The sequence below is a fragment of the Azorhizobium sp. AG788 genome, from assembly GCF_004364705.1.
GTDB lineage: Bacteria > Pseudomonadota > Alphaproteobacteria > Rhizobiales > Xanthobacteraceae > Azorhizobium > Azorhizobium caulinodans.
The window spans coordinates 227057-253438 of the sequence record NZ_SOBM01000002.1 but is presented as its reverse complement, the minus strand read 5'-3'; the positions used below and the strand labels follow the sequence as shown (position 1 = coordinate 253438).

Annotated in this window: 25 protein-coding genes and 1 tRNA gene; 5 read left to right on the top strand and 21 right to left on the bottom strand. The window is 67.9% G+C overall.

Features of this window, described 5'->3' with window-relative positions; all coding sequences use genetic code 11:
* Window positions 1–39: 39 nt before the first annotated feature.
* Both DFO45_RS05170 and DFO45_RS05165 read right to left on the bottom strand, forming a co-directional pair.
* A complete protein-coding gene (locus tag DFO45_RS05170) occupies window positions 40–741 on the bottom strand; it encodes an LrgB family protein (RefSeq protein WP_133864047.1) in 702 nt (233 codons plus the stop codon).
* Window positions 734–1129 carry a CidA/LrgA family protein gene (locus DFO45_RS05165; protein WP_012170709.1) on the bottom strand — a complete coding sequence of 132 codons (396 nt, stop codon included), beginning with the start codon at window positions 1127–1129 and terminating at the stop codon, window positions 734–736. Before DFO45_RS05165 ends, DFO45_RS05170 begins: the two co-directional genes overlap by 8 nt.
* A 121-nt stretch (window positions 1130–1250) precedes the next feature.
* Between DFO45_RS05165 and DFO45_RS05160 the strand changes: the two genes are divergently transcribed.
* Complete coding sequence (locus DFO45_RS05160) at window positions 1251–2138, top strand: LysR family transcriptional regulator (RefSeq protein WP_043879241.1); 888 nt, start codon at window positions 1251–1253, stop codon at window positions 2136–2138.
* A gap of 45 nt (window positions 2139–2183) precedes the next feature.
* Here the strand turns inward: DFO45_RS05160 and DFO45_RS05155 are convergent, their stop codons facing one another.
* The 3 genes from DFO45_RS05155 to DFO45_RS05145 all read right to left on the bottom strand — a co-directional run bounded on the left by DFO45_RS05155 (window position 2184) and on the right by DFO45_RS05145 (window position 5012).
* A complete protein-coding gene (locus tag DFO45_RS05155) occupies window positions 2184–3467 on the bottom strand; it encodes an O-acetylhomoserine aminocarboxypropyltransferase (protein ID WP_133864046.1) in 1284 nt (427 codons plus the stop codon).
* Between the two features lie 169 nt (window positions 3468–3636).
* Window positions 3637–4176 carry a CoA-binding protein gene (locus tag DFO45_RS05150; RefSeq protein WP_133864045.1) on the bottom strand — a complete coding sequence of 180 codons (540 nt, stop codon included), beginning with the start codon at window positions 4174–4176 and terminating at the stop codon, window positions 3637–3639.
* Window positions 4177–4232: 56 nt separating this feature from the next.
* The gene (locus DFO45_RS05145; RefSeq protein ID WP_133864044.1) at window positions 4233–5012 is read right to left on the bottom strand and encodes a TatD family hydrolase; all 780 of its coding nucleotides are present in this window, start codon (window positions 5010–5012) and stop codon (window positions 4233–4235) included.
* Window positions 5013–5151: 139 nt separating this feature from the next.
* On the opposite strand from DFO45_RS05145, the gene DFO45_RS05140 reads away from it, so the two are divergent.
* Both DFO45_RS05140 and DFO45_RS05135 read left to right on the top strand, forming a co-directional pair.
* Window positions 5152–5709 (top strand): biotin transporter BioY, encoded by a 558-nt coding sequence (locus DFO45_RS05140; RefSeq protein ID WP_166657050.1) that lies wholly within the window; start codon window positions 5152–5154, stop codon window positions 5707–5709.
* A gap of 111 nt (window positions 5710–5820) precedes the next feature.
* Complete coding sequence (locus DFO45_RS05135; protein ID WP_133864042.1) at window positions 5821–6792, top strand: tripartite tricarboxylate transporter substrate binding protein; 972 nt, start codon at window positions 5821–5823, stop codon at window positions 6790–6792.
* A gap of 83 nt (window positions 6793–6875) precedes the next feature.
* Here the strand turns inward: DFO45_RS05135 and metG are convergent, their stop codons facing one another.
* The 5 genes from metG to DFO45_RS05110 form a co-directional block, all read right to left on the bottom strand.
* Window positions 6876–8438, bottom strand: coding sequence for a methionine--tRNA ligase (gene metG / locus DFO45_RS05130; RefSeq protein ID WP_133864041.1), 1563 nt, complete (start codon window positions 8436–8438; stop codon window positions 6876–6878).
* A gap of 48 nt (window positions 8439–8486) precedes the next feature.
* Window positions 8487–9548, bottom strand: a complete 1062-nt coding sequence (locus DFO45_RS05125) for a DNA polymerase III subunit delta' (RefSeq protein ID WP_245517957.1) — start codon at window positions 9546–9548, stop codon at window positions 8487–8489.
* A 15-nt stretch (window positions 9549–9563) separates the two neighbouring features.
* Window positions 9564–10271 carry a dTMP kinase gene (tmk, locus tag DFO45_RS05120; RefSeq protein ID WP_133864040.1) on the bottom strand — a complete coding sequence of 236 codons (708 nt, stop codon included), beginning with the start codon at window positions 10269–10271 and terminating at the stop codon, window positions 9564–9566.
* On the bottom strand, window positions 10268–11461 hold the full coding sequence (locus DFO45_RS05115; protein WP_245517956.1) for a D-alanyl-D-alanine carboxypeptidase family protein: 1194 nt from the start codon (window positions 11459–11461) through the stop codon (window positions 10268–10270). Before DFO45_RS05115 ends, tmk begins: the two co-directional genes overlap by 4 nt.
* Window positions 11462–11577: 116 nt before the next feature.
* Entirely contained in the window at window positions 11578–12597 is a 1020-nt protein-coding gene (locus DFO45_RS05110; RefSeq protein WP_133864038.1) for a septal ring lytic transglycosylase RlpA family protein, read from the bottom strand.
* 353 nt (window positions 12598–12950) lie between these two features.
* On the opposite strand from DFO45_RS05110, the gene DFO45_RS05105 reads away from it, so the two are divergent.
* Window positions 12951–13040: transfer RNA gene (locus DFO45_RS05105), tRNA-Ser, on the top strand.
* Window positions 13041–13402: 362 nt separating this feature from the next.
* Here the strand turns inward: DFO45_RS05105 and DFO45_RS05100 are convergent.
* Window positions 13403–14107, bottom strand: coding sequence for an alpha/beta hydrolase (locus tag DFO45_RS05100; protein WP_133864037.1), 705 nt, complete (start codon window positions 14105–14107; stop codon window positions 13403–13405).
* 99 nt (window positions 14108–14206) lie between these two features.
* Window positions 14207–14833, bottom strand: a complete 627-nt coding sequence (locus DFO45_RS05095; protein WP_133864036.1) for a hydrolase — start codon at window positions 14831–14833, stop codon at window positions 14207–14209.
* 183 nt (window positions 14834–15016) lie between these two features.
* Between DFO45_RS05095 and DFO45_RS05090 the strand changes: the two genes are divergently transcribed.
* A complete protein-coding gene (locus tag DFO45_RS05090; protein WP_133864035.1) occupies window positions 15017–16252 on the top strand; it encodes an FAD-dependent oxidoreductase in 1236 nt (411 codons plus the stop codon).
* A gap of 4 nt (window positions 16253–16256) precedes the next feature.
* Here DFO45_RS05090 and DFO45_RS05085 read toward each other — a convergent pair whose 3' ends face one another.
* The 9 genes from DFO45_RS05085 to DFO45_RS05045 all read right to left on the bottom strand — a co-directional run bounded on the left by DFO45_RS05085 (window position 16257) and on the right by DFO45_RS05045 (window position 26325).
* A complete protein-coding gene (locus DFO45_RS05085) occupies window positions 16257–16868 on the bottom strand; it encodes a cysteine hydrolase (RefSeq protein WP_043879220.1) in 612 nt (203 codons plus the stop codon).
* The gene (locus DFO45_RS05080; RefSeq protein ID WP_133864034.1) at window positions 16868–18949 is read right to left on the bottom strand and encodes a hydantoinase/oxoprolinase family protein; all 2082 of its coding nucleotides are present in this window, start codon (window positions 18947–18949) and stop codon (window positions 16868–16870) included. Before DFO45_RS05080 ends, DFO45_RS05085 begins: the two co-directional genes overlap by 1 nt.
* A complete protein-coding gene (locus DFO45_RS05075) occupies window positions 18946–20658 on the bottom strand; it encodes a hydantoinase B/oxoprolinase family protein (protein ID WP_133864033.1) in 1713 nt (570 codons plus the stop codon). Before DFO45_RS05075 ends, DFO45_RS05080 begins: the two co-directional genes overlap by 4 nt.
* A complete protein-coding gene (locus tag DFO45_RS05070) occupies window positions 20655–21560 on the bottom strand; it encodes an isocitrate lyase/PEP mutase family protein (protein ID WP_133864032.1) in 906 nt (301 codons plus the stop codon). Before DFO45_RS05070 ends, DFO45_RS05075 begins: the two co-directional genes overlap by 4 nt.
* An 85-nt stretch (window positions 21561–21645) precedes the next feature.
* Window positions 21646–23040, bottom strand: coding sequence for an MmgE/PrpD family protein (locus DFO45_RS05065; protein WP_133864031.1), 1395 nt, complete (start codon window positions 23038–23040; stop codon window positions 21646–21648).
* 1 nt (window position 23041) lies between these two features.
* On the bottom strand, window positions 23042–23743 hold the full coding sequence (locus tag DFO45_RS05060) for an ABC transporter ATP-binding protein (protein ID WP_133864030.1): 702 nt from the start codon (window positions 23741–23743) through the stop codon (window positions 23042–23044).
* The gene (locus DFO45_RS05055) at window positions 23736–24482 is read right to left on the bottom strand and encodes an ABC transporter ATP-binding protein (RefSeq protein WP_133864029.1); all 747 of its coding nucleotides are present in this window, start codon (window positions 24480–24482) and stop codon (window positions 23736–23738) included. The genes DFO45_RS05060 and DFO45_RS05055 overlap by 8 nt, the downstream gene beginning before the upstream one ends.
* Window positions 24482–25453, bottom strand: a complete 972-nt coding sequence (locus tag DFO45_RS05050) for a branched-chain amino acid ABC transporter permease (protein WP_012170638.1) — start codon at window positions 25451–25453, stop codon at window positions 24482–24484. Before DFO45_RS05050 ends, DFO45_RS05055 begins: the two co-directional genes overlap by 1 nt.
* Window positions 25453–26325, bottom strand: coding sequence for a branched-chain amino acid ABC transporter permease (locus DFO45_RS05045; RefSeq protein ID WP_043879218.1), 873 nt, complete (start codon window positions 26323–26325; stop codon window positions 25453–25455). Before DFO45_RS05045 ends, DFO45_RS05050 begins: the two co-directional genes overlap by 1 nt.
* Between the last annotated feature and the right edge of the window lie 57 nt (window positions 26326–26382).

Genomic DNA, 26382 nt, shown 5'->3' with positions numbered 1-26382 from the left:
TTCTGCCGATCGGGGATCAGGCTGGCGCGGAGATGCGCCTCAGCCCATGACCATCGCCACGATCGGCGCCATGAGCAGATTGAAGCAGCCGGCGAGGATCATCACGAGGCCGGCGATGGACCCTTCTTCCGATCCCATCTGGTGAGCCTTGGCGACGCCTGCGCCATGGGCGCCCATGCCGAGCACCGCACCACGGGCCAGCGAGGAGCGGACGGGCATGAAGCGCAGCAGCGTCTCGCCGACCGCCGCACCGGTCACGCCGGTGATGATGACGAAGACGGCGGTCAGTTCCGGCATGCCGCCGATCTCGCTGGAGGCCGCCATGGCGAATGGCGTGCTGGTGGAGCGGGGCATGAGGCTCGCCCTCAGCACGGAGGGAATGTCCAGCCAGTAGGCGAGCGCAAAGGCCGTTCCCATGGCGGTGATGCTGCCGATGGCGACGCCCGCCAGCAGCACCGGCCAATGCTTGCGGATGGTGGCGCGGTGTTCATAGAGCGGAATGGCGAAGGCAACCGTCGCCGGACCCATCATCAGCGCCAGCCAGTGCGTGCCCTGGATGTAGGAGGCATAGCCCGTGTGCAGCAGGACAACGATGGCGCCCACGGCGACCGGCGTGAGCATCAGCGGCGACGACCACCAGGCCCGCGCCTTCTGATTGATGAGCCGCGCCAGCGCGTAGCAGCCGATGGTCACCAGCGACCAGAACAGCGCGCCCAGAAGGCTCTGCAAGGCATCAGGCATGACGGGCCTGCCAGCGGTAGCAGAGGTCCACGGTGAGGGCCGTGACCACCATCACCATGACCGTGCCGACGAAGATCACGGCGGCGATCTTGAGACCGACGGCACCGATGAACTCGCGGTGGTCGAGCACGGCGAGAACGGACGGCACGAAGAAGAGCAGCATTTCCGCCAGCAGCACCTTCGCGCCGCCGCCGACGCTCGTCACCTTCATCAGGCCGGTGCCGAGCAGCGTCAGCAGCGCCAGCATGCCGATGACGCCGCCGGGAATGGGCAGGCCCATGGCGCGCGCGGCCGTATCGCCGAAGAACCAGAAGGCGCCGAGAACGGCGATCTGCACCGGGCGGGTGCGGTGCAACATGGAGAGGCGGGTACTGAGGGAACGGGGCATGGGAAAACCATGTAAATGCTGGAAGGCGCCGGTTCATCCGACTTGCCCTGCACTTTACGTTGCAACGCATCATGCGTAAAATGAATTGGACGAATTTATTTCAGTCGCGATCGGAATATCAATGGAACTGCGCACACTCCGCGCCTTCGTGGAGGTGGTCCGGCAGGGCGGCTTTTCCCAGGCCGCCAAGGCCGTCTTCGCCACCCAGAGCACCATCAGCAAGGCGGTGAAGCAGCTGGAGGACGAGCTGGGTGTCCCCCTGCTCGACCGCGTCGGGCACAAGAGCCGGCTGACGGCCGCGGGCGAGATCGTCTATCGCCGCGCCGTGACCATGCTGGCCGAGCGGGACGATCTGGTGGCCGAACTCGGGGAGTTGCGCGGCCTCAAGCGTGGCAGCCTGCGCCTCGGCCTGCCGCCGCTTGGCAGCGATACCCTCTATGCGCCGCTATTCGCGCTCTACCGCAGCCGCTATCCGGGCATCGACATCCAGCTCGTGGAACACGGCAGCGCACGTCTCGAGGAGATGATCCTCGCCGGCGATCTCGACCTTGCCGGATCGCTCCTGCCCATCACCGACGAATTCGAGTGGCAGTCGGTGCATGACGAGCCGCTGGTGGCGCTGGTGGCCGACACCCACCCCCTGGCCGGCGCCGCATCCTGCCGGCTGGCCGATCTTGCCGCCTCGCCCTTCCTCTTCTTCGAGGAAGGCTTCGCGCTCAACAAGGTACTGCGGGAGGCCTGCCAGAAGCAGGGAATCACCCCCCAGATTGCCGCCCGCAGCGGCCAGATCGACTTCCTCGTGGGGCTGGCGGCAGCGGGCCTCGGCACGGCCTTCCTGCCCCGCATGATCGCCGAGCAGCGCCACCATCCGGGCGTTGCCCGGGTGCTGCTGGACGAGCCGGACACCGCCTGGCACATGGCGCTGGTCTGGCGCAGGGGCGGTTATCTGTCCCACGCCGCCCGCGCCTGGCTCGCGCTCGCCCGCGAGGTCCACGGCGCGCGCAACTGATGGATACCCGCGCCGGCCATCCGGCCAGCGCGGGCGCGAGCCGCCTCAGGCCTTCGCAAGCGCCTGATCGAGATCGGCAATGATGTCCGCCACGTCCTCGATGCCCACCGACAGACGCACCACCTCGGGACCGGCACCGGCCAGCGTCTTCTGCTCGTCGGAGAGCTGGCGGTGGGTGGTGGAAGCGGGGTGGATGATGAGCGAGCGGGTGTCGCCGATATTGGCGAGATGCGAGAACAGCTCGACATTGGAGACGAGGTTCACGCCCGCCTGATAGCCGCCCTTCAGCCGGAAGGTGAAGACCGCACCCGCGCCCTTCGGCAGATAGGCCTTGGCGAGGTCATGGTAGCGGTCACCCGGCAGCCCCGCATAGCTCACCCCTTCCACTGCCGGATGGGTGCTCAGAAAATTGGCCACCGCCAGCGCATTGTCGCTGTGGCGCTGCACGCGCAGTCCCAGCGTCTCGATGCCGGTGAGGATCAGGAAGGCATTGAAGGGCGAGAGCGCCGGCCCGAGATCGCGCAGGCCCAGGACGCGGGCAGCGATGGCGAAGGCGAAATTGCCGAAGGTCTCGTGCAGCACGATGCCCTGATACTCGGGCCGGGGCTGGGTGAGGAAGGGATAGCGCCCGCTGGCCGTCCAGTCGAACGTGCCCGCGTCCACGATCACGCCGCCGATGGAGTTGCCGTGACCGCCCAGGAACTTGGTGGCGGAATGGATGACGATGTCCGCGCCATGCTCGATCGGCCGCCAGAGGTAGGGCGTCGCCAGCGTGTTATCGACGATCAGCGGGATGCCCGCCTTCTTCGCGACCGCCGAGATGGCCTTGATGTCGGTGACGATGCCGCCGGGGTTGGCGAGGCTCTCGATGAAGATCGCCTTGGTCTTCGGCGTGATGGCCCGCTCGAAGCTGGACACGTCATCGGGATCGGCCCAGGCAACGTTCCAGCCATAGCTCTTGAAGGCATGGTTGAACTGGTTGATGGAGCCGCCATAGAGCTTGCGCGAGGCGACGAATTCGTCGCCAGACGTCAGCAGCGTGTGGAACACCAGATGCTGCGCCGCATGGCCGGATGCGACCGCAAGCGCCGCCGTGCCGCCTTCCAGCGCCGCCACCCGCTCCTCCAGCACAGCGACGGTCGGGTTGCCGATGCGCGTGTAGATGTTGCCGAAGGTCTGGAGCCCGAACAGTGCCGCCGCATGGTCCACGTCGTCGAAGACGAAGGAGGTGGTCTGGTAGATGGGCGTTGCCCGCGCGCCGGTGGTGGGGTCGGGCTGAGCCCCCGCGTGAATGGCGAGGGTGGAAAAACCGGGCGTGCGTTCGCTCATGGGCTTGCCTCTCCGTATGGCACCGCGCCGGAAGCCGCCCGGCGGATGCGCTTATGTGCACGACGAACATGATTTGATCGTGCAATTATGGATCATGCAGCGGTGTGGCGTTAATTTCCACACCTACCAGATCGGGTGAGTTAATTAACCGCGGACGGCTCCGTCCGCGCTATTCGGGCGGTGTCGATGTACGGCTGATGGAGAGGCGCTGCACGCCCTGCCCCAGCCGCTTGGGCCTCTTCGCAGAGATGGTGCGGCTGTTGACGCCGGTCCATCCGATCTCGCCGGACAGCCGGCCGTACTCGATCTTGGGGCAGCGGTTCATCACCACCTTCAGACCGGCGGCCTCCGCCTTGCGGGCCACCTCGTCGTGGCGCACGCCGAGCTGGAGCCAGAGCACCTTCGGGGGCGGCGAAAGAGCCAGCACCTCCTCCAGCACCTGCGGCACGTGCTCGGAGGCACGGAAGACGTCGACCATATCGACGGGTTCGGGAATGTCCGCCAGCCGCGCGTAGGCCGGCAGGCCGGCGATCTCCTTGCCCGCCTGCCCCGGATTGACCGGGAAGACGCGATAGCCGCGCTCGGCGAGATACTTGGTCACGAAGAAGGAGGGGCGCACCGCATTGGCGCTCGCGCCCACGATGGCGATGGTCTTCACCCCGTCCAGGATCCGCCGAATGTAGGCGTCCGCATAATGATCGTGGTCCAAGCGCATTTCCTCCGGTTCTTGTCCTTTTGGCGCGGGGACGTCGACGCGTGCGAGGCTTATGTCCGCCGCGCCTTGGAGAACAGCCTGTAGAAATTCTCCGTGGTGACGGCGCCGATCTCCTCAAGGCTCACGCCAAGCGTTTCCGCCAGCACCATCGCCGTGTTGCGCACGAAGGCCGGCTCGTTGCGCTTGCCGCGATGGGGCGTCGGCGCGAGGAAGGGCGCGTCCGTCTCCACCAGCAGGCGGTCCTGCGGCAGGCTGGCGGCGAGCGCACGCAGGTCCTCGCTCTTCTTGAAAGTGATCACGCCGGAGAAGGAGACATAGCCGCCCAGCTTCACCGCGCGGTGCGCCAGATCGGCTCCGCCTGTGTAGCAATGCAGGAGGAAGGGAAAGGCGCCCTTGGCGCTTTCGGTCTCAAGGATCTCGGCCACGTCATCATCCGCCTCGCGGGCATGGATCACCAGCGGCAGGCCGGTCTCGCGCGCGGCGGCGATGTGGGTGTGGAAGCCGTGCGCCTGCGCCTCGCGGGGGCTGTTGTCGTAATGATAATCGAGCCCCACCTCGCCGATCGCCACCACCTTGGGATGGGCGGACAGCCGCACCAGATCGGCGGTGGTGATGTCCAGTTCCTCCGCCGCCTGATGGGGATGGGTGCCCACCGAGCAGCTCACCTCGTCAAAGCGCTCGGCAATGGCGAGGATTTCCGGAAAACGCTTCACCCGCGTCGAAATGGTCACGAGGTGCGACACCCCCGCCGCCTTGGCGCGCGCCACCACGTCGGGAAGCTCAGCGGCGAAATCGGGAAAGTCGAGGTGGCAGTGGCTGTCGACGAGCATGACGGATCAGGCAACTCTGGTGGGGCGAGGCACGTGCGCCTCACATAAGCGCTGGGGGGACATCCGTCGAGCCGCGCAGCGCTTTGTGCTTGCCTCGTGCCCCGCCCTGACCGAGAGAGGATCGTCAGGAGCCGTCCAAATGACCATTCCGCTCGCCCGCATCGCCTTCCGCTCGCGCGTCGCGCGCCTCCTGCTGGTGACCGTCGGCAGTGCAGCCCTCGCAGGCAGTGCGCAGGTCAACGTGCCCATGGTGCCTGTCCCCATGACGCTGCAGAGCTATGCCCTGGTGACCCTCGCGGCCCTCGCCGGATGGCGCCTCGCGGTCGAGATCACGCTGGCCTACCTCGTGGTGGGCCTTCTCGGATTGCCGGTGTTTTCGGGCGCGAAGGGCGGCATTTCTGTCCTGCTCGGCCCCACGGGCGGCTATCTGGCCGGCTTTCTCATCACCGCGCTGGTGGTGGGATATCTGGCGGAGCGCAGCCGGCATACGACCCTGTCGCTGATTGGCCTGATGGCTTTAGGCCACGCCATTCTCCTCGCCATCGGCGTCGGCTGGCTGGCCACGAAAATAGGTATTCCACTCGCCGTGGAGAAAGGGCTCGTGCCCTTCCTGCCCGGTGCAGGAGTGAAGGTTCTTCTGGCGGCTGCGACACTTCTGCTGGTGGAGCGCATCCCCACCAAAGGCGCCGGCGATTGAGGGGCACCGCGTCGCGGCGACGCTGGTATCTCCGCGGAAAGTTGACGTAACGGCACTCACCCTCCTAATTCCCCTACGGCATGCCCGGCATGCCGCGTTTGGAGGAACGCCATGACACGTCTGACGGCCCTGCTGGCTCTCGCGCTGGCCCTGATCTGCGGCCCCCTGCATGCGCAGGAGGATTATCCCAACCGGCCGATCCGCCTCATCGTGCCCTTCGCGGCCGGTGGTTCGACGGACATCGTCGCCCGCATCATCGCCGCCAAGATGAGCGAGATCCTGAAGCAGCAGGTGATCGTGGACAATCGCGGCGGCGCCGGCGGCAATCTCGGCGCGGCGGCGGTCGCGAAGGCGACACCTGACGGTTACACGGTGCTGATGGGGACGGTGGCGACGCACGCCATCAATCCCGCCCTCTACGCCAAGATGCCCTACGATCCGGTGAAGGACTTCGCCCCGGTCTCGCTGCTGGTGAACGTGCCCAATGTCGTCATCGTCCACCCCTCGCTGAACGTGAAGACCACGGAAGAGCTGATCGCCCTGCTGAAGGCCAATCCGGGCAAATATGAATATGCCTCCTCGGGCATCGGCACGCCGCTGCACCTCTCCGGCGCGCTGTTCGAGAGCATGGCGGGCGTGAAGATGGTGCACGTGCCCTACAAGGGCGCCGGCCCGGCCATGCTGGACGTGGTGAGCGGTCAGGTGAAGATCATGTTCGACAACCTGCCCTCGGCCATCGGCCATATCCGCAAGGGCTCCGTCGTCGGCCTCGCCGTCACCACCAAGGAGCGCTCGCCCGCCGCGCCGGACCTGCCCACCGTCTCGGAATCCGGCCTGCCCGGCTATGAAACCTATAGCTGGAACGCCATCTTCGCCCCGGCCGGCACGCCCATGGCCATCATCGACAAGCTGGCCAAGGCCGGCGCGACGGCCGTCGCCGATCCGGACGTGAAGGCCAAGCTCGCCGATATCAGTGCCGTCTCCGTCGGCAGCACGCCCGATGCGCTGGCGGCCCATGTGAAGGCGGAACTCGCCAAATGGGGGCCGGTCGTCAAGGCCTCGGGCGCCTCGATCAACGAGTGATCTGCACGTAGGCGCGCCCCAAAAGCAAAGGCCCGGCGCAGCGCGTCGGGCCTTTGTCATTTTGGTCTTCTGATCGCAGACGTTCAGCCGGCGGCGGGCGCTTCCGGCTCGACATAGCGCGGGAACACGCCGGTCGGAGCCGGGATGCTCGTGCCGCCCGGCAGGCGGAAGGCACCGCCCAACACATCGAAGCCACGCTGCTCCGCAGGCACCACCAGGAGGTCCAGCATCTTGCCCGCGCTCTCCGGCATCACCGGCTGGGCAAGAATGGCGACCTGACGGATCACCTCGGCCGTGGTCCAGAGCACCGTTTCCATGCGCTTGGGATCGGTCTTGCGCAGGGCCCAGGGCGCCTGGGCCGCGAAATAGCGGTTGGCCTCTGCCACCACCGCCCAGACGGCGGCGAGATACTGGTGGATGGCCTGCACCTCCATGGCCTCGCGGGCCTTCTCCAGCATGCCGTCCGCGAGCGCGAGGATGGCCTCGTCCTCCGGCGAGAGCGGGCCGGGCTCCGGCACGACGCCGTCGAGATTCTTCGAGATCATCGACAGCGAGCGCTGGGCGAGGTTGCCGAGGTCGTTCGCGAGATCCGCATTCATGCGGTTCACGATGGCCTCGTGGCTGTAGGAGCCGTCCTGGCCGAAGGAGACCTCGCGCAGGAAGAAATAGCGCGTGGCGTCGACGCCGTAGGTCTGAACGAGGCCGAAGGGATCGACCACGTTGCCGACCGACTTCGACATCTTCTCCCCGCGGTTGAACAGGAAGCCGTGGCCAAACACGCGCTTGGGCGGCTCCAGCCCCGCCGACCACAGGAAGGCAGGCCAATAGACCGCATGGAAGCGGATGATGTCCTTGCCGATGACGTGCAGGTCCGCCGGCCAGAACTTGCGGAACAGCTCCGCATCCGTGTCGGGATAGCCGAGCGCGGTGATGTAGTTGGTCAGCGCGTCCACCCACACATACATGATGTGCGCCGGATCGCCGGGCACCGGAATGCCCCAGTCGAAGGTGGTGCGCGAGATGGAGAGATCCTGCAGGCCGCCGGAGACGAAGCTCACCACCTCGTTGCGCCGGGCCTCCGGCATGATGAAGCCGGGGTTGGCGGCGTAGAAGTCGAGCAGCTTCTGCTGATAGGCGGAGAGGCGGAAGAAATAGCTCTCCTCCTCCACCCATTCCACCGGCGTGCCTTGCGGGCCGAGCCGGACGTTCTGCTCGTTCACCGTGGTCTCGTCTTCGGCGTAATAGGCCTCGTCGCGCACGGAATACCAGCCGGAATAGGTGGACTTGTAGATGTCCCCCTTCGCCGCCATGCGCTCCCATATGGCCTGCGACGACTTGATGTGCCGCTCCTCGGTGGTGCGGATGAAGTCGTCATTGGAGAGGTTGAAGGCCGGGCCCATGGCCTTGAAGGCGGGCACGTTGCGGTCCAGCAGCTCGCGCGGCGTCAGGCCCGCCTTCTGGGCGGTCTGGAGCATCTTGATGCCATGCTCGTCCGTGCCGGTGAGGAAGCGCACGTCATAGCCATCGAGCCGCTTGAAGCGGGCGATGCAGTCGGTGGCGATCGCCTCATACGCATGGCCCATGTGCGGCACGCCGTTGGGATAGGCGATGGCGGTGGTGATGTAGAAGGGCCGCTTGGAAGACATCGGGGCACGTCCGAACAAAAGACCGGCGGGATGCGGGCCGCGCCCATTTCAGGCGCGCGCGGCCTCCGCGAGCTCGGTGAAAATCCGAAAAACCAGCGCCTTGCGGTCAAGATTGTAGATGTCCGCCTCAGCGCCGCTTCGCCTCACCTTCTCCCACACCTCGCCTAGCCGGACAAGGCGCGCACGCCCGGCAAGGCCCGAGGTGGCCTCCGCCGCGATCCAGTCGCTCACCGTCTCGAGAAAGAGGTCGAGCCCGTCGCCCCGGTCGCCCTGCAAGCGCGCACCGAGGGCGTGAAGCTCCTCCATGCGCGGCTGCGGCAACTGTTCCAGCGCCCGCTGGGTGGCCGCGCGCACCTCCATGCCCTCGCCCCGCGCGAGCACGATCGCCCGCCGCACGCTGCCACCGCTGGCGGCGGCCGCCGCCGGCAGGTCCGCTTCCTCCAGCGCGAGAGCCGGCGCCAGATGATCGAGCGCCGCAAGCACCTCCGCGCCGCCTAGCGGCTTCAGCCGCACCGCGCGGGTGCGCGAGCGAATGGTGGGCAGCACGCGGCCCGGCGCGTGCGTCACCAGCAGGAACAGCGCGCGCGGGGGCGGCTCCTCCAGCGTCTTCAGAAGCGCATTGGCACCAAAGGCATTGAGATCATCTACCGCGTCCACGATGCACACGCGCCAGCCACCGGAACCCGCTGTCGCGCCGAAGAAATTGCGTACCTTGCGCACCATCTCGGCGGGGATGACGGTGGGGATCTTCTCCTCGCCCGGCTCCGGCACGCGCCGCAGCACCAGGAGGTCTGGATGGGAAAGCGCCGCCACCTGGCGCCAGACCGGGTGGCTCTCCGGCACATCGAAGCTGTGCTGCGAGGCGGGCGCGGCGCCGCCCGACAGGACGAAGCGGGCGATGCGGTAGGCCAGGGTCGCCTTGCCCACCCCTTCCGGCCCGCCGATCAGCAGCCCGTGCGGCAGGCGGCCCGAGCGCCATTCCGCCATGAGGTCGGCTTCCACTTCCGCATGACCGAACAGCCGATCCTGACGCCGGGGATGCGGTGCGCCGGACAGAACATCGCCCTCCAGCGCCTCGCCGTCATCCTTCGGGGCGGGTGCACGCGCCAAGATCTGCTCCTTCGCTCAACGAGTCAGGCGGCGGCCGCTTCCGGCCGGCTTGCGCGTCACGGCGGGCTTGGCCGCCAAAGGCTTTTCCGGAGGGACCAGCCGTTCGCGGACACTGGACCAGACGAGCGCCGCCACGTCATCCGGGCCGCCCGAGGCATCCACAATGATACAGCGGGCGGGATCAGCCTTCGCCAGTTCGAGGAAGGCATCCCGCACGCGGGTGTGGAAGGCAAGCCCCTCGCTCTCGAACCGGTCTGCTCCCTCCCCGCGCCCGGCAGCCCGGGAAAGGCCCACCTCCGGCGGCACGTCGAGCACAAGCGTGAGGTCCGGCCGCGCCTCGGCAGCGGCCACCCACTCGAGGCTGTCCAGCAGCGCTCCGGGCACAGCGCCGACCGCGCCCTGATAGACCCGCGTGGAATCGATGAAGCGGTCGCAGATCACCCACTTGCCGGCAGCCAGAGCGGGGCGGATGAGGCTGTCCACATGGTCGGCCCGGGCAGCAGCGAAGAGGAGGGCCTCACCCTGCGGGCCGAAGTCCTTGGCCGCGCCTGACAGGAGCACATGGCGCACCGCCTCCGCGCCCACCGAGCCGCCGGGTTCGCGGGTGAGCACCACCTCGAGGCCGCCCTTCTGGAGGGCAGCGGCGAGACGGCGGGCCTGTGTGGACTTTCCGGTGCCTTCTCCGCCTTCCAGCGTGATGAAGCGCCCGCGGGCGGAACTCATTTGCGGAACTTCGCCATGACCTGCGTGGTGAGGTCCCGCGCCGCGTCGCCCGCGACCGTCCAGCCGCCGTCGAGCGCCCGCTGCCACAGTGTGCCCACAGGCACATCGGCGGCCGTATAGACCGGCACGTCCAGCACCTTGAGCTGGCCGCGCGTCAGTTCGAGGCGCCCCACCTCCGTGCCCTTGGCCACCGGCGCCCGCAGCGGGCCCTTGTAGCTGACACGGGCCACCAGCTTCTCCTGGCTGTTGCGCGGCAGCAGCAACGAGAGTTCCGAACCGGTGACGAGCGGCACGGAGCCTGCCGCCCCGCCCCAGATGCTGGCGCGTCCGACTTCGGTGTCGCCGGCGAACAGCAGTTTGTACTGGAAGGAATGGAAGCCCCATTCGAGCAGACGGCGGGCCTCTTCCAGCCGCTCCTTCTCGGTCTTGGCGCCCATCACCACGACGATCAGCCGCTGGTTACCCTGCACCGCCGAACCGACGAGGTGATAGCCGGCATCCTTGACCCAGGACATGTGCAGGCCGTCGGCGCCGATGCCGGCATTCAGCAGCGAGTTGCGGTTGCGCTGCTTGATCTTGCTCCACTCGATGTCGGGTACGGCGAAAATCTTGTAGAGTTCGGGATCGTTGCGGATGATCGAGCGCGCCAGCACCGCCATGTCGCGGGCATTGGTGAACTGGTCGGGATCGGCAAAGCCCGTGGCATTGCGGAACTGCGAACCGGACATGCCGAGTTCCGCCGCCTTCGCATTCATGCGCTGGGCGAACTCGCTCTCCGTGCCAGAGAGGCCTTCCGCCAGAGCGATGGCCGCGTCATTGCCCGAGACCACGAGCGCGCCCTGCAACAGGTCGCCCACGCGCACCTGGCTCTTCACCGGCACGAACATGGCCGCGCCGCCCGACGGGCCGCCGCCGCGCCGCCACGCGTTCTCGCTCACATAGAAGGGCGTATCGAGGGTGATCTTGCCGGCGCGGATCTGATCGAAGATCACCGCCGCCGTCATGATCTTGACGATGCCGCCGGGCGCCACGCGCCCCTGCGCATTCTTCTCGAACAGGATCGTGCCGGAAGCGAAATCCACCAGCGTCGCCTCGGGCACCGCTGTCTGGAACGCCGTTTGGGCGCGGGCCGCCTGAAGCGGCAGCAGCGCAGCCACCACCGTCAGCAACGCGCCGGCGCCCGCCGACAAAAACGCCGCCAGACCGAGAGGTCGGCGGCGCTTCATTCCTGCGGAGCGCCCCGACCGGGGCTGCTCGTGACACATTTCGAACGTCATGGACGCCCCCCCGGAGCACCCGTTACGGATCAGCGCGACGACGTCACGCCGGAATAGCTGAGGCCGGAAACCGGCGCAGGGCCAACGTTCCAGCCGGTCGGGGCGGAGCCGCCCGTCGCGCTGTGGATGGCCTGCGACGCATTGGCGGCCGAGGCGACCTTTGGTGCCACGGTGCCTGACCTGGCAGGCGCCGTCACATCGGCCTTGGCGAGCTGAGCGCTGATGGCATCCGACGAGACCGACGCCGTGCGGCGGGTCGGAGCCGCCGGCTGCGCATCGGCCACCTGATCGCCGGCATCGGCATGGCCGAGATCGAACGGGCGCTGGAGCGGCACGGGGATTTCGCTGGAGGCGGTGCGCGGCATCACCGGAGCGATTTCCGGCACGAACGGCGCGGCGGATGCCACCTGCACCGCGGAATTGGCCGGCACCTGCGCCGGATAGCCGTCGTCCCGCAGGGTGGCGACGAGCTTGCGGTCATCCGAGCCGTCGAGCGGCGCGCGGCCGACATATTCCACCTTCACGCGCGCCACGCCCTTGGACGAGAAGCCCAACAGGTCGGCGGTGCGATGGGACACGTCGATGACGCGATTCTGGTGATACGGGCCGCGATCGTTGATGCGCACGATGATCGAGCGGCCGTTCTGGATGTTCGTCACGCGCACATAGCTCGGCATGGGCAGCGTGGGATGGGCGGCGGAGATGGAGGTGCGGTCGAACACCTCGCCATTGGCCGTCAGGCGGCCGTGGAAATCATCGCCATACCAGGAGGCGACGCCTTCCGCCTTGTAGTCGGGGTTTTCCTGCGGGACGTAGGTGCGGCCCGCGATCACGTAGGGCTTGCCGACGCGGTAGGTGCCGCCGCCCTTGGGAACGGGCTGGCCGTCGGCGACCACCTTGGGGCTCGCCGACACGCCATATTTCGGATCGATCTGGCTCGCGAGCTTCCCGGCGGAGCTGCAGGCGGCGAGCGACAGGCAGAGCGCCGCCACGCCGACGGTGCCCCGCGAAGCGCGAACGAAGGAAACGATCTGAGTTTCTCGCGTCATGTGCGTCCTTGTCGCCGAAACCCACCCGGCCCTCATGGGCGGATTTTTCGAAGCAAGCAGACTGTGCATGCCTGCGTTGAATTTGCCACAAGAGGTGCGGAAATCGAGGCAGAAATGCGGCGCGCCTGTGATTAAGGTAAACGCCCTGTAATGTTCCGCCACGTTTTGCGAGCACCCGCGCCGCTTTGTGCTCCCTTCCGCCCGAGCGGCAAACCTCAGCTTCGCACAAGCCTGCCCGGGTTCGGGGCTCGAATCGAGGGACGCCGCGCGTCATTCACAACAATCTTGGACCGCACCTGCCTGACCTCGACGCCGGGGCGCTGGATCGGCTAAGAGGTCTGCGACGCCGGTTCGGAAGGGTGGCCGAGTGGTTTAAGGCAGCGGTCTTGAAAACCGCCGTGGGTGCAAGCCCACCGTGGGTTCGAATCCCACCCCTTCCGCCATCATGGTCTGCATGAGCTGCGGCGGGCCTCGCCTTCCGATGGTCGCGGCCACGGTATAAGAGTGGGTATTCGCCTACAGCCGCCTCCCTTCGACACGCTAGAGGCGTCGGGCCGATTTGTCGTAACACGCGCCACAGCACCCGCTCTGCACCGGCCGACAGTGTGACGCTGCGCCGCTTTCTCTATCGGATCGCTGATTGCCGGACTGTACGGAAAGCGTTCGCCGGGCGTCGATCTTTTGGGCATGGCCACCGAACGGAGATCGATGCCGTCCCCGCCCGTGAGACAGCCCCGTCCCGTCGAACATGTACGACGGCGGGACGTGAAGCGCGAGTCGCCAGCGTTTCCGGCGCCTTCCTGATTTAGGCCGCAGACACCGCCGCCACCGCCCCCTGGATCGCCCCGGCAACGGCCTCGGGGTGGGACATGAGGGACATGTGGCTCGCCGGCAGCTCGACGGTCCGAGCCTTGAGCTGTGTGCTGAGCGCGCGCTGAAGATCGACGCTGACGGCGCGGTCCTGCGTCGACAGGACGTACCAGCACGGACGGTCCTTCCAGGCGGGGGTCTTCACCTTGTCCTCGAAGGTGACGAGCGCGAGCGGGGTCTGGACGGCCGCAAGGATGCGGGCCTCTTCTTCCTGCAGATCCTGCGCTACGTTGGCGATCCAGCTTTCCGGGCTCATCTTCAGGAAGTGCTCGCCGAAGGGCACGACGCCGCCGAGCCCGGGAGGGGCCGCATGCGCCCGCACCTGATCGCCCGTGGACTGGCCGGCATCCGGCGCGAAGGCTGCCACATAGACCAGTGCCTTCACCTTCGGGTCGTTGCCAGCTTCGCTGATGACGGTACCGCCCCAGCTATGGCCCGCGAGCACGACCGGCCCTGCGATGCTGTCGAGGGTCAAGCGGGTCGCGGCGACATCGGCATCAAGCGAGGTGGTGGGGTTCTGAACCGCCACCACGTCGATGCCCCGCTGCTGCAGGAGACGGATCACGGCGCGCCAGCTCGAGGCGTCCGCCCAGGCTCCGTGCACGAGAACGACGGTCGGTCGGATTGCGGCGTCAGTCATAGGAGGCTCTCCACAGGATCGGGATGATGGATAGGGGGTGCAGGTCGGGGGCGCCGTCCGGCGCCGCGGGATGGCGCGCGCCGGACCGGCACGCGAGGATCAGGCCGGCTTGATCATGTCGCGCGCATAGGCGAGGCCCGTGCCGTAGCCTCCGCCATGCTCCACGACGATGGCGCGCGCGGCCTCATAGGTGTCGTGGCGGGTCCAGTCGCGCTGGAGTTCGAGCAGCATCTGTAGCCAGGAGGTCAGGGTCGCGCCCGCCGCCTCAAGACGCCGGAGCGCCAGATCGTGGCTCGTCGCCGTCAGTCCGCCGCAGGCGTCGGCCACCACGAAAACGCGGTAGCCGTCGGCGAGAGCGGAGAGCACGGGAAAGCTGATGCACGCCTCCGTCAGAAGCCCTGCGAAGATGAGCGTCTTGCGGCCGGTGGCGACGACCGCAGCATGGGCGGCCTCGTCTTCCCACAAGTTCATGTTTCGGCGCTCGATGGGTGCCACATCGGGCAGCACGGCGCGAAAGGCGGGCATGAGCGGCCCGCTATAGACCTTGCTTGCCGAGGTGGAGACGACGATCGGCAGGCCGAAGGCGACGGCGGTCTTCGCCGCGGCAAGGCCGTTGTTGCGCAGCATCTGCGCATCCGCAGATCCGGAGGCGAAGGCCAGGCCGGCCTGCTGGTCGACGAGGATGAGCGCACACTGCGCGGGTTCGATCAGGGGGGATGGGGTCATGAAGCGTCTCCCTTTCCGGGAAACCATGGCCTCTGACATCCCTTCCGGTCTTGAACCGTGCCGCATCCGGCGCGGGTTGTTTCGTTCAACAGACACAAGCGGCGAGCGGGCGACTTCGCCGATCAGCCCAACAGGCCCTGCGGCCAGTTGCGGGCCCCGCAGGCAGAGGCCATCTTGCGCCGCATGACCGATCCCCTTCCCTGCCCCACCGTCTTTACCGCCCGCTGCGCCATCGTGGGCGCGGGGCCAGCCGGGCTCATGCTCGGGCTGCTGCTGGCGCGGGCGGGCGTCGAGGTCATCGTCCTCGAGAAGCACAAGGATTTCCTGCGGGATTTCCGGGGTGACACCATCCACCCCTCCACGCTGGAGGTGATGCACGAGATCGGCCTTCTGGAAGGCCTACTGAAGCTGCCGCATACGCAGGCGCCGAAGCTTCATGCGGAGATCGGCGGCACGGATGTGACGCTCGCCGATTTCTCCCGCCTGCCCACCCGCTGCCGCTTCATCGCCTTCATGCCGCAGTGGGATTTTCTCGATTATGTGGCCCGGCAGGCGGCCCGCTATCCCTCGTTCCAGTTGCTCATGTCCACGGCCGTGGAGGACCTCATCGAGGAGAACGGGCGCGTGGTGGGCCTCAGGGCCACCTGTGATGGCGCCCCCATGGAGATAAGGGCTAGTCTCGTGGTGGCGGCCGACGGGCGCCATTCGCGGGTGCGGGCAAAGGCCGGGCTCGCGGTGGAGGCATTCGGCAGTCCGCGCGATGTGCTGTGGATGAAGCTCTCCCGCCAGAGCGACGATCCGCCCTACACCATGGGCCATGCCGGCCCCCGGCAGGGGTTCGTGATGATCGACCGGGGCGACTACTGGCAGTGCGGCTATGTGCTGAAGAAGGGCAGCTTCGATGAGGTGAAGCGCGCCGGGCTCGACGCCTTCCGGGCGACGGTGGCGGCCGTCTCTCCCCTGCCCGCCTCCCGCATGGATGAGGTGCGGGACTGGACGGACGTTTCGCTGCTTCAGGTGCGCATCGACCGGCTGACGCAATGGTGGAAGCCGGGGCTGCTGTGCATCGGGGACGCCGCGCACGCCATGTCGCCCATTGGCGGCGTGGGCGTGAACCTCGCCATTCAGGATGCCGTGGCCGCCGCCAATATCCTGACGGCACCTCTGCTCAAGGGCGCCGTGGATGAGGCGGCGCTCGCCGCCGTGCAGAAGCGCCGGACCTTCCCGACCAAGGCGACGCAGAAGCTCCAGCTGATGATGCAGAAGGACCGGCGCAAGCGCGAGACGGACGCCCGCCCGTCTTCAGGTCCGCCCGCCTTCATCCGCACCATCGCCCGCTGGCCGCTGCTCGCTCATCTGGCGGGGCGGCTGGTGGGGCTGGGCTTCCGTCCGGAGCATGTCCGCTACCGGAAGCCCTGACCTTTCAGGCCGCACCGACCTCACCCATCACCTCGGCGATGGTGGTGACCGTGCAGACCGGCTTCAGCGCTGCGATGGCGGTCTGGTGCACCTCGTCCGAGAACGCGGCGCTGCCGTCGGAGAGCACGCTCACGTCGAAGTCCCGCACATGGGCATCGCGCACGGTCGAGGCGACGCCGCCATTGGTGACGATGCCTCCGACGATGAGCCGGCGGATGTCGCACTTGCGCAGCACCCACTCGAGCCGCGTCATGTAGAAGGCCGAATAGGCGATCTTCTCCACCGACAGATCAGACGGCCCGAGGCGATCCACCAGTTGGTGGCCCCAGCTTCCCGGCAGGAAGTCGCCCTTGGCGAGGAAGGGCCGCAATTCCTTGAGATGCGGCGAGATCAGCGGTTCGCCGCCCTTGGCGGGGACGAGCGTGAAATGGGTGGAGACGATCCACCCGCCCTTCGCCCGCATGGCATCCGCCAGTGGCGCCAGCCGATCGGGAAGGGCGGCGATGGCCGCCGCCCCCTGCCCCGCCCTTCCATAGGCGCCCTTCGGGTCGATGAAGTCGTTCTGGAGATCGACGAGCACCAGCGCCGTCTGTGAGAACGGGATGGCTTCGTGCATCACGCGCGCTCCACGATGACGTTGCCCAGCGCATCGACGCGAGCGACGAGATCGGGGTCGACCAGCGTCGTGGCGTCGGGCTGCTCCAGAACGGCGGGACCGGGAATGGTCGCGCCCACCGGCAGTTCGAGACGGGCGAAGACCTGCGCCTCGTGCCAGGCTCCGGCGAACCAGACCGGCCGCGAGCCTCGCTTGGCGCCGTCCACCGTCGCCTCGGCCTCCGGCGCCAACGCCTTGAGATCGAAGTGCGGACGGCGGCCGATGGCGGCGGTGCGCAGGTTCACGATCTTGGCCGGCACGCCGGGCAGCAGGCGGCTGAAGGAGGCCTGATAGGCGGCATCGAAAGCGGCCGCGATGGTCGCCCGGTCGATGCCCGTGGTGCCGTTCTCCACCTCGACGGGCAGCGGCACGGAGACCGTGTGCGTCTGGCCGACATAGTGCATGTCCAGCTCGAACACCGTGTCGATGCGGTCCACCGCAAGGCCTGCGGCCTCCACCACCGCGCGGGCGGCGGCGGCTTCCTCCACCATGCGGGCGTCGAGCGCCACGGGATCGAGGGCATCCACGGTGAGGTTCACCGTCTGCACCTGATCGTGCCGGATGTCGGCGATGACGCAGCCGAGCGCCGAGGTGACGCCCGGATAGCGCGGCACCAGCGCCGCCTTGAGACCCACGTCCTTGATGAGCGCGCCCGCATGGAGTGCACCGCCGCCACCGAAGGGCACGGCGGCGAAGGTCGCCGGATCATGCCCGCGCTCGATGGAGACGAGGCGGATGGCGCCCGCCATGCGCCCGTCGGCGATGCGGACGATGGCTTCCGCCGCTTCCATGACGCCGAGGCCGAGGGGCTTGGCCACATGGGTGTCAATGGCCACCTTCGCCGCCTCCACGTCGAGCCGCGCCAGCTTGCCGCCGATGGGCCGCTCCGCATTGATGCGGCCGAGCACGATGTTGGCATCGGTGAGCGTCGGGCGGGTGTTGCCCTGCCCGTAGGCCACCGGGCCCGGCCGGGAGCCGGCGCTTTCCGGCCCCACCTGCAACATGCCGCCGGCATCCACATAAGCGATGGAGCCGCCGCCGGCGCCGATGGTGGTGATCTCGATCATCGGCGTGCGGATGACGAGGCCGAAGTCGATGGTGGTCTGGGCCGCCAGCGCCGTCTTGCCGCCCGCCACCAGCGACACGTCAAACGAGGTGCCGCCGAGATCGCCGGTGATGATATCCGGATAGCCTGCGGCTTCCGCAATAGCCGCCGCCGCGATGACGCCCGCCGCAGGGCCGGACAGCGCGGTGCGCACGGGCAGCTTGCGGGCGGTGACGGTGGACATGACGCCGCCGCTCGACTGCACGATGTGGAAGCGACCCGTGAAGCCCTCGCCCACCAGCGCGTCATCGAGCTTTTTCAGATAGCTGCCCACCACCGGCTGGAGATAGGCATTGAGTGCCGTGGTGGAGGTGCGCTCGAACTCGCGGATCTCGGGCAGGATCTGCGCCGAGCAGGCGATGTTCTCGTTCGGCCACAGGGCCCGCACCGCCTCCAGCGCCGCGAGCTCATGGGCGGGATTCGCATAGGCATTGATGAAGACGATGGCGATCGCCTCCGCGCCCTGCGCCAACGCCGCCTTGGTGGCCGCCTTTACTTCCTCGATATCGAGGGCCGTGCGCACGGAGCCGTCCGCCAGCACGCGCTCGCTCACCTCGAAGCGCATGTCGCGGGGAATGACGGGCACGAAATCGCCCCACAGGCCCCAGGTGTGCAGGCGGTCGCGGCGGCGCATCTCGAGCACGTCGCGAAAGCCGCGCGTGGTGATGAGCGCGGTGCGCGCGCCCTTGCGCTCCAGAAGGGCGTTGGTGCCCACCGTGGTGCCGTGGACGATGGAGCCGAGCTGGGCCACGGGGCCGAAGGTCTTCAGCCCTTCGAGGAAGCCCACCGCCTCGTCGCCGCGATTGGACGGCACCTTGGCGGTGCGGAAGCGGCCGGCGGCGGCGTCGAAGAAGAAGAGGTCCGTGAAGGTGCCGCCCACATCCACGCCGACCACCGGCGCGGGCTTAGCCTCGGGGGTTGCGGTATGGGCGTTCATGCGGCTGCTCCCTGCGCCGGAATGGTGGTGTCCGGCGCGATCTCGACGCCATAGAGGGTGCGGGCGGCCTCAACGCTCACGAGGCCCTGCCGGACGTCGCGCTCCACATCCTCGCGCTTGCGGTCCTTGGGGTCGCCATAGCCACCGCCGCCGGGGGTTTCCAGGCGCAGGCGCTGGCCGGCACGCACCTTCACGTCCGTCACCTTGGAGGCGAGCGGGGGCGAACGCTCGCCATCCTCGGTCTGCCACGAGAAGACGTTCAGCGCGGCAGGCGTGCCGCCGGCCACACCGAAGGGCGGATAGATGCCGCGCTCGCCCAGCAGGAACACATCCGCATCGGTGAGGGGCTCGATCTCATAGACCGCGCCGAGGCCGCCGCGATGGGCGCCCGCGCCAGCGGAATCCGGCCGCAGCGCCCACTGGGTGAACAGCACGGGATAGGCCGCCTCAAGGATCTCCGCCGGCGGAATGGTGGCCATGGAAATGGGGTTGTTGGCGTGGCTGAGGCCATCGCTCTCCGGATTGCCGCCGAGGCCGCCGCCGAAGAAGGAGAACATCACCCAGCGCGAGCCATCCGTCCGGTGGCCGGCAAGGGAGAGGGCGTTGATGGTGCCGAAGGGCGCCGCCGTCGCGCGGGCGGGGTCCGCCTTCGCCAGCGCACCGAAGACGACGCCGATGACACGCAGGATCGTCTCCGTGTAGCCGCCCACGGGCTTGGGCGGCTTCACGCCGAGGAGCGTCGTCTCGGGGATGACAAAGGTGATGGGCCTGAGGCACCCGGCATTGGCCGGCACATCGGTGAAGACGTGCTTCAGCGCCACATAGCAGCAGGCCGCCGCCGTGGAATAAGCGATGTTGAGCGGCCCCGCGCAGGGGGCGGAGGAGCGCGAGAAATCGAGCGTCATCTTCTCGCCGTCCACCGTCAGGTCGAGGGCGATGGTCAGGCGGTCCGGCGTGATGCCGTCATTGTCGAGATAGTCCTCGAACGAATAGGTGCCGTCCGGCAGGGCGCGGACGGCGGCGCGCATCATGGCTTCGGCGCGGTCGGAGAAGGCATCGAAGGCCTGCGCCACGATGCTCTCGCCATAGGCGTCGAGCAGTTCCGCCAGCCGACGCTCGCCGAGATCGAGCGCGTTCAATTGGCCGTTGAGGTCGCCATAGTTGGAGACCGGCACGCGGGAATTGGCCGAGAGGATCTCGATGATGTCGTGATTGAGCACGCCCGCCTTGAACAGCTTCACGGGCGGAATGCGCACGCCTTCCTGGAAGCTCTCCGTCGCCCGCGCGTTGAAGCCGCCCGGCACATTGCCGCCGATGTCCAGCCAGTGGCCCACGGAGGCGAGCCAGCAATAGAGCTTGCCACCCCGGAAGATCGGCCGCACGAGGCGGAAATCGTTCAGATGGGTGCCGCCCGCATAGGGGTCGTTGAACAGGAAGGTGTCGCCCGGCTGGAGGTCGCCGTCGCGCGCCACCTTCTCGATCACCGCCCGCACCGCGAAGGCCATGGCGCCCACGAAGATGGGCAGGCCCTTGGTGCCCTGGACCAGCGTGTCGCCGGTTTCCGCATGATAGAGGCCGTGGCAGGCGTCACGCGCCTCGGCGATGATGGGATTGAAAGCGGAGCGATAGAGCGTCGCGTCCATCTCGTCGGCGATCTGCTCGAGCCGCCCCTTCAGGACGGCAAGGGTGACGGGGTCGATGGCGGTCATCGCGCGGCTTTCCTGGTGAGCGGCGCATCGGCCAGAGCCGCGCCGAAGACATCATATTCACGCCCCTGGGCCAGCAGGTCGGCAGTGCCGATGAGGCCGTTGAGGGCGGAGAAATCGAACATGTGCTCGCGGAACGGCTCGTTGCTGCCATTGGTGAAGAGCGAGCGGTAATAGGCCTGCGCCGTGCGGGCGAGCGCGCGCACGATGCCGCCCGGGAAAATCACGATCTTGAAGCCGAGTTCGCCCAATTCCTCGGTGGTCGCGAGCGGCGTGTCGCCGCCTTCCACCATGTTCACGAGCAGCGGCAGGCCATTGCCGAGCGCCTGAGTGACCGCGGCGAGCTGATCGCGCGAGCGCGGGGCCTCGACAAAGAGCACGTCGGCCCCGGCTTCCGCATAGAGCCGGGCGCGCTCGATGGCGGGCTCGAAGCCCTCCACCGCCACCGCATCGGTGCGGGCGATGATGAGCGTCTCCTCACTCGCCCGCGCGTCCACGGCGGCCTTGATCTTGCCGATCATCTCGGCGGTGCTGATCAGGCTCTTGTCCTGCAAATGGCCGCAGCGCTTGGGCATGGTCTGATCCTCAAGCTGGAGGGCGCTTGCGCCCGCCCGCTCGAAGGTCCGCACCGTGCGCTGCACGTTCAGCGCGTTGCCATAGCCATTGTCCGCATCGACAATCACCGGCGTCGGCACGCGGTCGCGCACCAGTGCGATCACCTCGGCCACCTCGGTCATTGAGACGAGGCCGATGTCCGGCCGCCCGAGGCGCGTATAGGCGATGGCGGCGCCGGAGAGATACAGGGCCTCGAAGCCGGCGGCGGCCGCGAGCGAAGCCGTGAGGGCATCATAGATGCCCGGCGCGGGCAGGACGCGCTCCTGCGCAAGGCGGGCTTTCAGACTCATGGCACAGGTCTTTCCCAAAGGGGCGGGGTCCGGAGCGATGGGCCGGACGGCGCCGTTCACAACAGAAGCCGGAGGCGGTTTCGCCTCAGGCCAGAAGATCGAGCAGCGGCGCCAGGGTCGGCGCCTTGTCGAGGCTCGCAACCGCCCCGGCGATGGCCTCAAGCCGCGCGGCTGGCCAGACAGGTCCGGCGAGTTCGCGGAACTTCTCTTCCACTTCCACCGCCGTGTAGGGATCCTCGGTGTCGCCGCGATTGGTCAGCACCTCGGCCGTCCATTGGCGGTTGCCCTTGAGCATGACGGTGACGCGCGCCGGGCGCAGGCCCGGCAGCTTGGCGGTGAGCGCGGGGTCTTCGCGCACCTCCACGCGGGCGGCGAGGGCCTGGGTCACCGCATCGGCGCGGGCCGCATCGCGGAAGGCCTCCACATCTGCCTGCCCGCGCACGATGGCGCTGGCGAGGGCGAAGGGCAGCGAGAATTTCGCCGCCAGCATGGTCTGCGGGGCGGGGTGATCGAGCTGGGCGGCCCACACATAGGTGTCCACTATGATGTGCTCGATGTTCTCCGGATTGAGCCCCCCGGCGTCTTCCATGATGCCCATGAGCGCATCCAGCGCGCCGTGGGTGTAGCGACAGGCCGCGTGGCGCTTGAAGTAATTGCGCGCGATTTCCCAGCGCGAGCCCAGTTCGTCCACCATGGCCTCGGGACGGAAATCGTCCGCGATCACAGAGCCATAGACCGTGCCGATGCCGTCGCGCTCGGGCATGAGGCCCGCCTGCGCCAGATCCCACGCCGTGAGACCGAGCTGGTTGGAGAAACCGGCGTAACAGTTCCGCACGGTCGCGCCTTCCAGCATGGTGCGGCGGCTGGTGGAGAGGCCCAGCGACGAAGCGATACCGATGGAGCGGCCGATCTCGCCCGCGTCCGCCCCATGAAGCTTCGCGACGCCAAGCGCCGCCCCCACCGTGCCCCAGGTGCCATGCGGATGCATGGTGACCTTGAGGCGCGAGGCGATGCCGATACGCGCGCCAATCTCATAGCCGAGCGCCAGCGCGGTGATCAGGTCCGGGCCGGACACGTCGCTCTCCGCCGCCAGCGCCAGCAGGGCCGGCACCACATGGATGGCGGGATGGCCGCGGGCATATTGGTTGCCCTCATCCAGCTCCAGCATGGTGCCGGCGGTGCCGTTGACGAGCGCGGCATCGCGCGCATCAAGCCCCTGCCCCGCACCGATGGCCGCCGCCTTGCCGGTGCGCCGGGCGCCGAGGCGCGCCACCAGCGCGGCCATCTCCGGCTCCTGCATTCCGGCGGCGATGACGCCGATGCTGTCCAGCAGCACCAGCTTCGCGCGGGCGATCACCTCGTCCGGCAGATCCTCGAAGCGCAAGTCCGCGGCAAACTGCGTCCAGCGGCCCAGCCATTCGGGGGCCGGTTCGCTGAGCAGAACTGAAGCGGGCACGACGCCCGGCGTGACGATGCTCATGTCAAAGCCCCAGATAGGCGCGCTTGAGTTCGGGATCACTGCGGATGTCGGCGGCCGCGCCTTCCAGCGTCACCAGGCCGTTCTCGATGATGTAGGCGCGGGACGCCATTTCCAGCGACTGCACCACATTTTGCTCCACCAGCATGATGGGCAGGCCTTCGGCATTCAGCCGCTGGATAAGCGCGAACATCTCCTCCACCAGCAAAGGCGAAAGGCCGAGGGAGGGTTCATCGAGGATCAGCAGTTTCGGCTCGGCCATCATGCCGCGCCCGATGGCCACCATCTGCTGCTCGCCGCCGGAGAGCGTCCCCGCAGCCTGCGTCATGCGCTCGCGCAGGCGGGGGAAGGTCGTGAACACCCGCTCCAGATTGGCCGCGCGGCGCGGACGGGCACGACGATAGCTGCCGAGCTCGAGATTTTCCCGCACGCTCATGTTCGGGAAGATCTTGCGCCCTTCGGGAACGTGGATCAGCCCCGCCTCGACGATGGCGGCCGGCGACAGGCCATTGAGCCGCCGCCCCTCGAACGTCACCTCGCCCGCGCTGAGCGGCAGCACGCCCGAGAGCACCTTGTTCAGCGTCGTCTTGCCGACGCCGTTGGAGCCGAGCACGGCGATGATCTCGCCCGCCTTCACCTGAAGGTCGATGCCACGTAGTACCTCGACCGCGCCATAGCCCGCGCGCAGACCGCGAACCTCAAGCATGGGCCGCCTCCCCGCCGTTGATGCGCCCGGCGGCGCCCTTGCCGAGATAGGCCTCGATCACCTGGGCATCGGCGCACACCTCGCGGGGCGGGCCATGAGCGATCATGCGCCCCTGCGCCAGCACATAGACCTGCTCGCACAGGCTCATCACCGCCTGCATCACATGCTCGATCATCAGGATGGTCACGCCGCCGGCGCGGATGCCCTCGATCACCGGGATGATGTCGCGGATCTCGGAGGGGTTGAGGCCCGCCAGCACCTCGTCCAGCAGCAGGAGCTTGGGTTCGGTGGCGAGCGCGCGGGCAAGTTCCAGCCGCTTGCGGCCGGCGACCGTGAGGCTCGCCGCCGGCTTGTCCAGCTCCGCCGCAAGGCCCACCTGCGCGGCCACGGCTTCTGCCTTCGCGTGAGCGTCGGCCCGGCGCGGATAACGCAGATAGGAGCCCACCGCGATGTTCTCCCGCACGTTCAGCCCGGCGAAGGGCTGGACGATCTGGAAGGTGCGGGCGATGCCGTGCTGCGCCCGCACATGGGCCGGCTGCCCGGTGATGTCCGCCCCGTCGAAGCGTACACGGCCGGCGGTCGGCATCTGGAAGCCGGCGATGATGGTGAAGAGCGTGGTCTTGCCGGCGCCGTTCGGCCCGATGAGCCCCACGAGCCCGCCCTTCGGCACGCTCAAGGAGGCGTCCGAGATGGCGACGAGGCCGCCGAAGCGCATGGTGATGTCGGAGACCTCCAGCATCATGCGCCTCCCTGCGCGGCCGTGGAGCGGCGGGCGAACAGACGTTGCACCAGCCCGATGAGGCCCGAGGGGGCGAAAGCCACCACGAAGATCAGCACCGCGCCATAGACGGCGAGATCGATGCCGGGAATGCCGCCGGCATATTGCTTGGTGACATCGCCGAGGCCATGGAGCGCGAAAGCGCCCACCAGCGGGCCGAGCACCGTGCCCCGGCCGCCCACCATGGCCGCCAGCAGCACCTCCACGGAGATCCACACGCCATAGGCGATGTTGGCGTCGAGATAGAGGAAATACTGAAGATAGAAGGCCCCGGCGGCGGCGGTGAGCGCGCCGGAAAGGGTAATGGCTTTGAGCTTCACCTTCAGCACGTCGACGCCGAGCGCGCGCGCCGCATCCTCATTCTCGCGCACGGCGACGAGCTGCGCGCCGAAGCGGGAATCCGCGATCCAGCGGCACAGCAGAAGCCCCGCCGCCACCAGCGCCAGCGCGATCCAGAGAAAGACGGCGCGGCTGGAAAACTGGAAGTTGCCGAGACCCAAATCGAGCTTCAGCAGCAGGCCCGCGCCGCCGCCGGTGATGGGCAGCGCATTGGCGAGAATGCGCAGCACCTCCGCGAACGCGAGCGTCACAAGGGCGAAATAGGAGCCGCGCAGGCCGGCCCGGAAGCTCAGGAAACCGATGACCCAGCCCACCAGCGCGCCCATGGCGACACCGGCCGCGAACGCCACCCACGCGTTCACGCCGAAGCGGGCCTGAAGCACGGCCGAGACATAGGCGCCCGTGCCGAAGAAAGCCGCATGGCCGAAGGAGAACTGGCCGCCGACGCCGCCCAGCAGGTTCCAGCCCTGCGCGCCCAAAGCGATGATGAGCACGAAGACGACGAAATTGATGGCCGTGTTGGAGGCCGTCACGAGCGGCAGCGCCGCGATGAGCACCACAAGGGCGAGAAGGGGGAGGATGCCGCGCGTCATCAGGCCCGGGCTCCGAACAGGCCGCTGGGCCGCAGCAGCAGGACAAGGATGAAGATGAGGAAGATGCCGATCTGGCCGAGGCTGTCGCCGAGGAAGAGGCCGGTGAGGCTCTCCACCACGCCGATGAACAGCCCGCCGATGACCGCGCCGGGAATGGAGCCCATGCCGCCCAGCACCACGATGGTAAAGGCCACCAGCACGAAGGCCTGACCGACGCGCGGGTTCACATAGAAGATGGGCATGAGCAGGCAGGCGGCGATAGCGAGGGTCGCGCAACCGATGCCGAAGGTCACGGCGAAGATGTGCTTCACATTGATGCCGACGAGGCTCGCGCCCAGCTTCTCCTTGGCGACGGCGCGGATGGCCTTGCCGGTGTCGGTGCGGGCCAGCAGCAGCCACAGCAGCACCGCAACCACCATGGCGGCGAGAAAGCCATAGAGCCGCGCGCGGGAGATGAGCATCGGGCCCACCTCGAACACGTCGAAGGCATAGTCGGTGGCGATGGTGCGCGTATCGGCGCGGAACAGCGCCAGTAGCACGTTCTCCAGCACGATGGAGAGGCCGAGTGTCACCAGCAGGATATTGCCGTCATCCCCATGGCTCGCCGGGCCGATCACATAGCGCTGCGTGCCATAGCCGACGGCGAAGAACAGCAGCGCCAGCACGGGAATGGCCAGATAGGGGTCGAGGCCGAAGACGCTGAAGGCGATCCACACCGCGAACATGGCCAGCGTCAGGAACGCGCCATGGGCGAAATTGATGATGTGCAGGACGCCATAGACAAGGGTGAGACCGAGCGCCACCAGCGCGTAGATCGCGCCGGTGAGCAGCCCGTTCACCGTGGCTTCCAGAAGGATGGGGAGCGAATACATCAAATCATCCAGCGCTCGCTGACCGGCCCATGGGCCGGTGCATCGAGGGGACGGCGC

Excerpts from the sequence above, each read along its gene's own strand:
- DFO45_RS05170 (WP_133864047.1), bottom strand. The coding sequence starts at position 741 with ATGCCTGATGCCTTGCAGAGCCTTCTGGGCGCGCTGTTCTGGTCGCTG.
- DFO45_RS05165 (WP_012170709.1), bottom strand. The coding sequence starts at position 1,129 with ATGCCCCGTTCCCTCAGTACCCGCCTCTCCATGTTGCACCGCACCCGC.
- DFO45_RS05160 (WP_043879241.1), top strand. The coding sequence starts at position 1,251 with ATGGAACTGCGCACACTCCGCGCCTTCGTGGAGGTGGTCCGGCAGGGC.
- DFO45_RS05155 (WP_133864046.1), bottom strand. The coding sequence starts at position 3,467 with ATGAGCGAACGCACGCCCGGTTTTTCCACCCTCGCCATTCACGCGGGG.
- DFO45_RS05145 (WP_133864044.1), bottom strand. The coding sequence starts at position 5,012 with ATGCTCGTCGACAGCCACTGCCACCTCGACTTTCCCGATTTCGCCGCT.
- DFO45_RS05140 (WP_166657050.1), top strand. The coding sequence starts at position 5,152 with ATGACCATTCCGCTCGCCCGCATCGCCTTCCGCTCGCGCGTCGCGCGC.
- DFO45_RS05135 (WP_133864042.1), top strand. The coding sequence starts at position 5,821 with ATGACACGTCTGACGGCCCTGCTGGCTCTCGCGCTGGCCCTGATCTGC.
- metG (WP_133864041.1), bottom strand. The coding sequence starts at position 8,438 with ATGTCTTCCAAGCGGCCCTTCTACATCACCACCGCCATCGCCTATCCC.
- tmk (WP_133864040.1), bottom strand. The coding sequence starts at position 10,271 with ATGAGTTCCGCCCGCGGGCGCTTCATCACGCTGGAAGGCGGAGAAGGC.
- DFO45_RS05110 (WP_133864038.1), bottom strand. The coding sequence starts at position 12,597 with ATGACGCGAGAAACTCAGATCGTTTCCTTCGTTCGCGCTTCGCGGGGC.
- DFO45_RS05100 (WP_133864037.1), bottom strand. The coding sequence starts at position 14,107 with ATGACTGACGCCGCAATCCGACCGACCGTCGTTCTCGTGCACGGAGCC.
- DFO45_RS05095 (WP_133864036.1), bottom strand. The coding sequence starts at position 14,833 with ATGACCCCATCCCCCCTGATCGAACCCGCGCAGTGTGCGCTCATCCTC.
- DFO45_RS05090 (WP_133864035.1), top strand. The coding sequence starts at position 15,017 with ATGACCGATCCCCTTCCCTGCCCCACCGTCTTTACCGCCCGCTGCGCC.
- DFO45_RS05085 (WP_043879220.1), bottom strand. The coding sequence starts at position 16,868 with ATGCACGAAGCCATCCCGTTCTCACAGACGGCGCTGGTGCTCGTCGAT.
- DFO45_RS05080 (WP_133864034.1), bottom strand. The coding sequence starts at position 18,949 with ATGAACGCCCATACCGCAACCCCCGAGGCTAAGCCCGCGCCGGTGGTC.
- DFO45_RS05075 (WP_133864033.1), bottom strand. The coding sequence starts at position 20,658 with ATGACCGCCATCGACCCCGTCACCCTTGCCGTCCTGAAGGGGCGGCTC.
- DFO45_RS05070 (WP_133864032.1), bottom strand. The coding sequence starts at position 21,560 with ATGAGTCTGAAAGCCCGCCTTGCGCAGGAGCGCGTCCTGCCCGCGCCG.
- DFO45_RS05065 (WP_133864031.1), bottom strand. The coding sequence starts at position 23,040 with ATGAGCATCGTCACGCCGGGCGTCGTGCCCGCTTCAGTTCTGCTCAGC.
- DFO45_RS05060 (WP_133864030.1), bottom strand. The coding sequence starts at position 23,743 with ATGCTTGAGGTTCGCGGTCTGCGCGCGGGCTATGGCGCGGTCGAGGTA.
- DFO45_RS05055 (WP_133864029.1), bottom strand. The coding sequence starts at position 24,482 with ATGCTGGAGGTCTCCGACATCACCATGCGCTTCGGCGGCCTCGTCGCC.
- DFO45_RS05050 (WP_012170638.1), bottom strand. The coding sequence starts at position 25,453 with ATGACGCGCGGCATCCTCCCCCTTCTCGCCCTTGTGGTGCTCATCGCG.
- DFO45_RS05045 (WP_043879218.1), bottom strand. The coding sequence starts at position 26,325 with ATGTATTCGCTCCCCATCCTTCTGGAAGCCACGGTGAACGGGCTGCTC.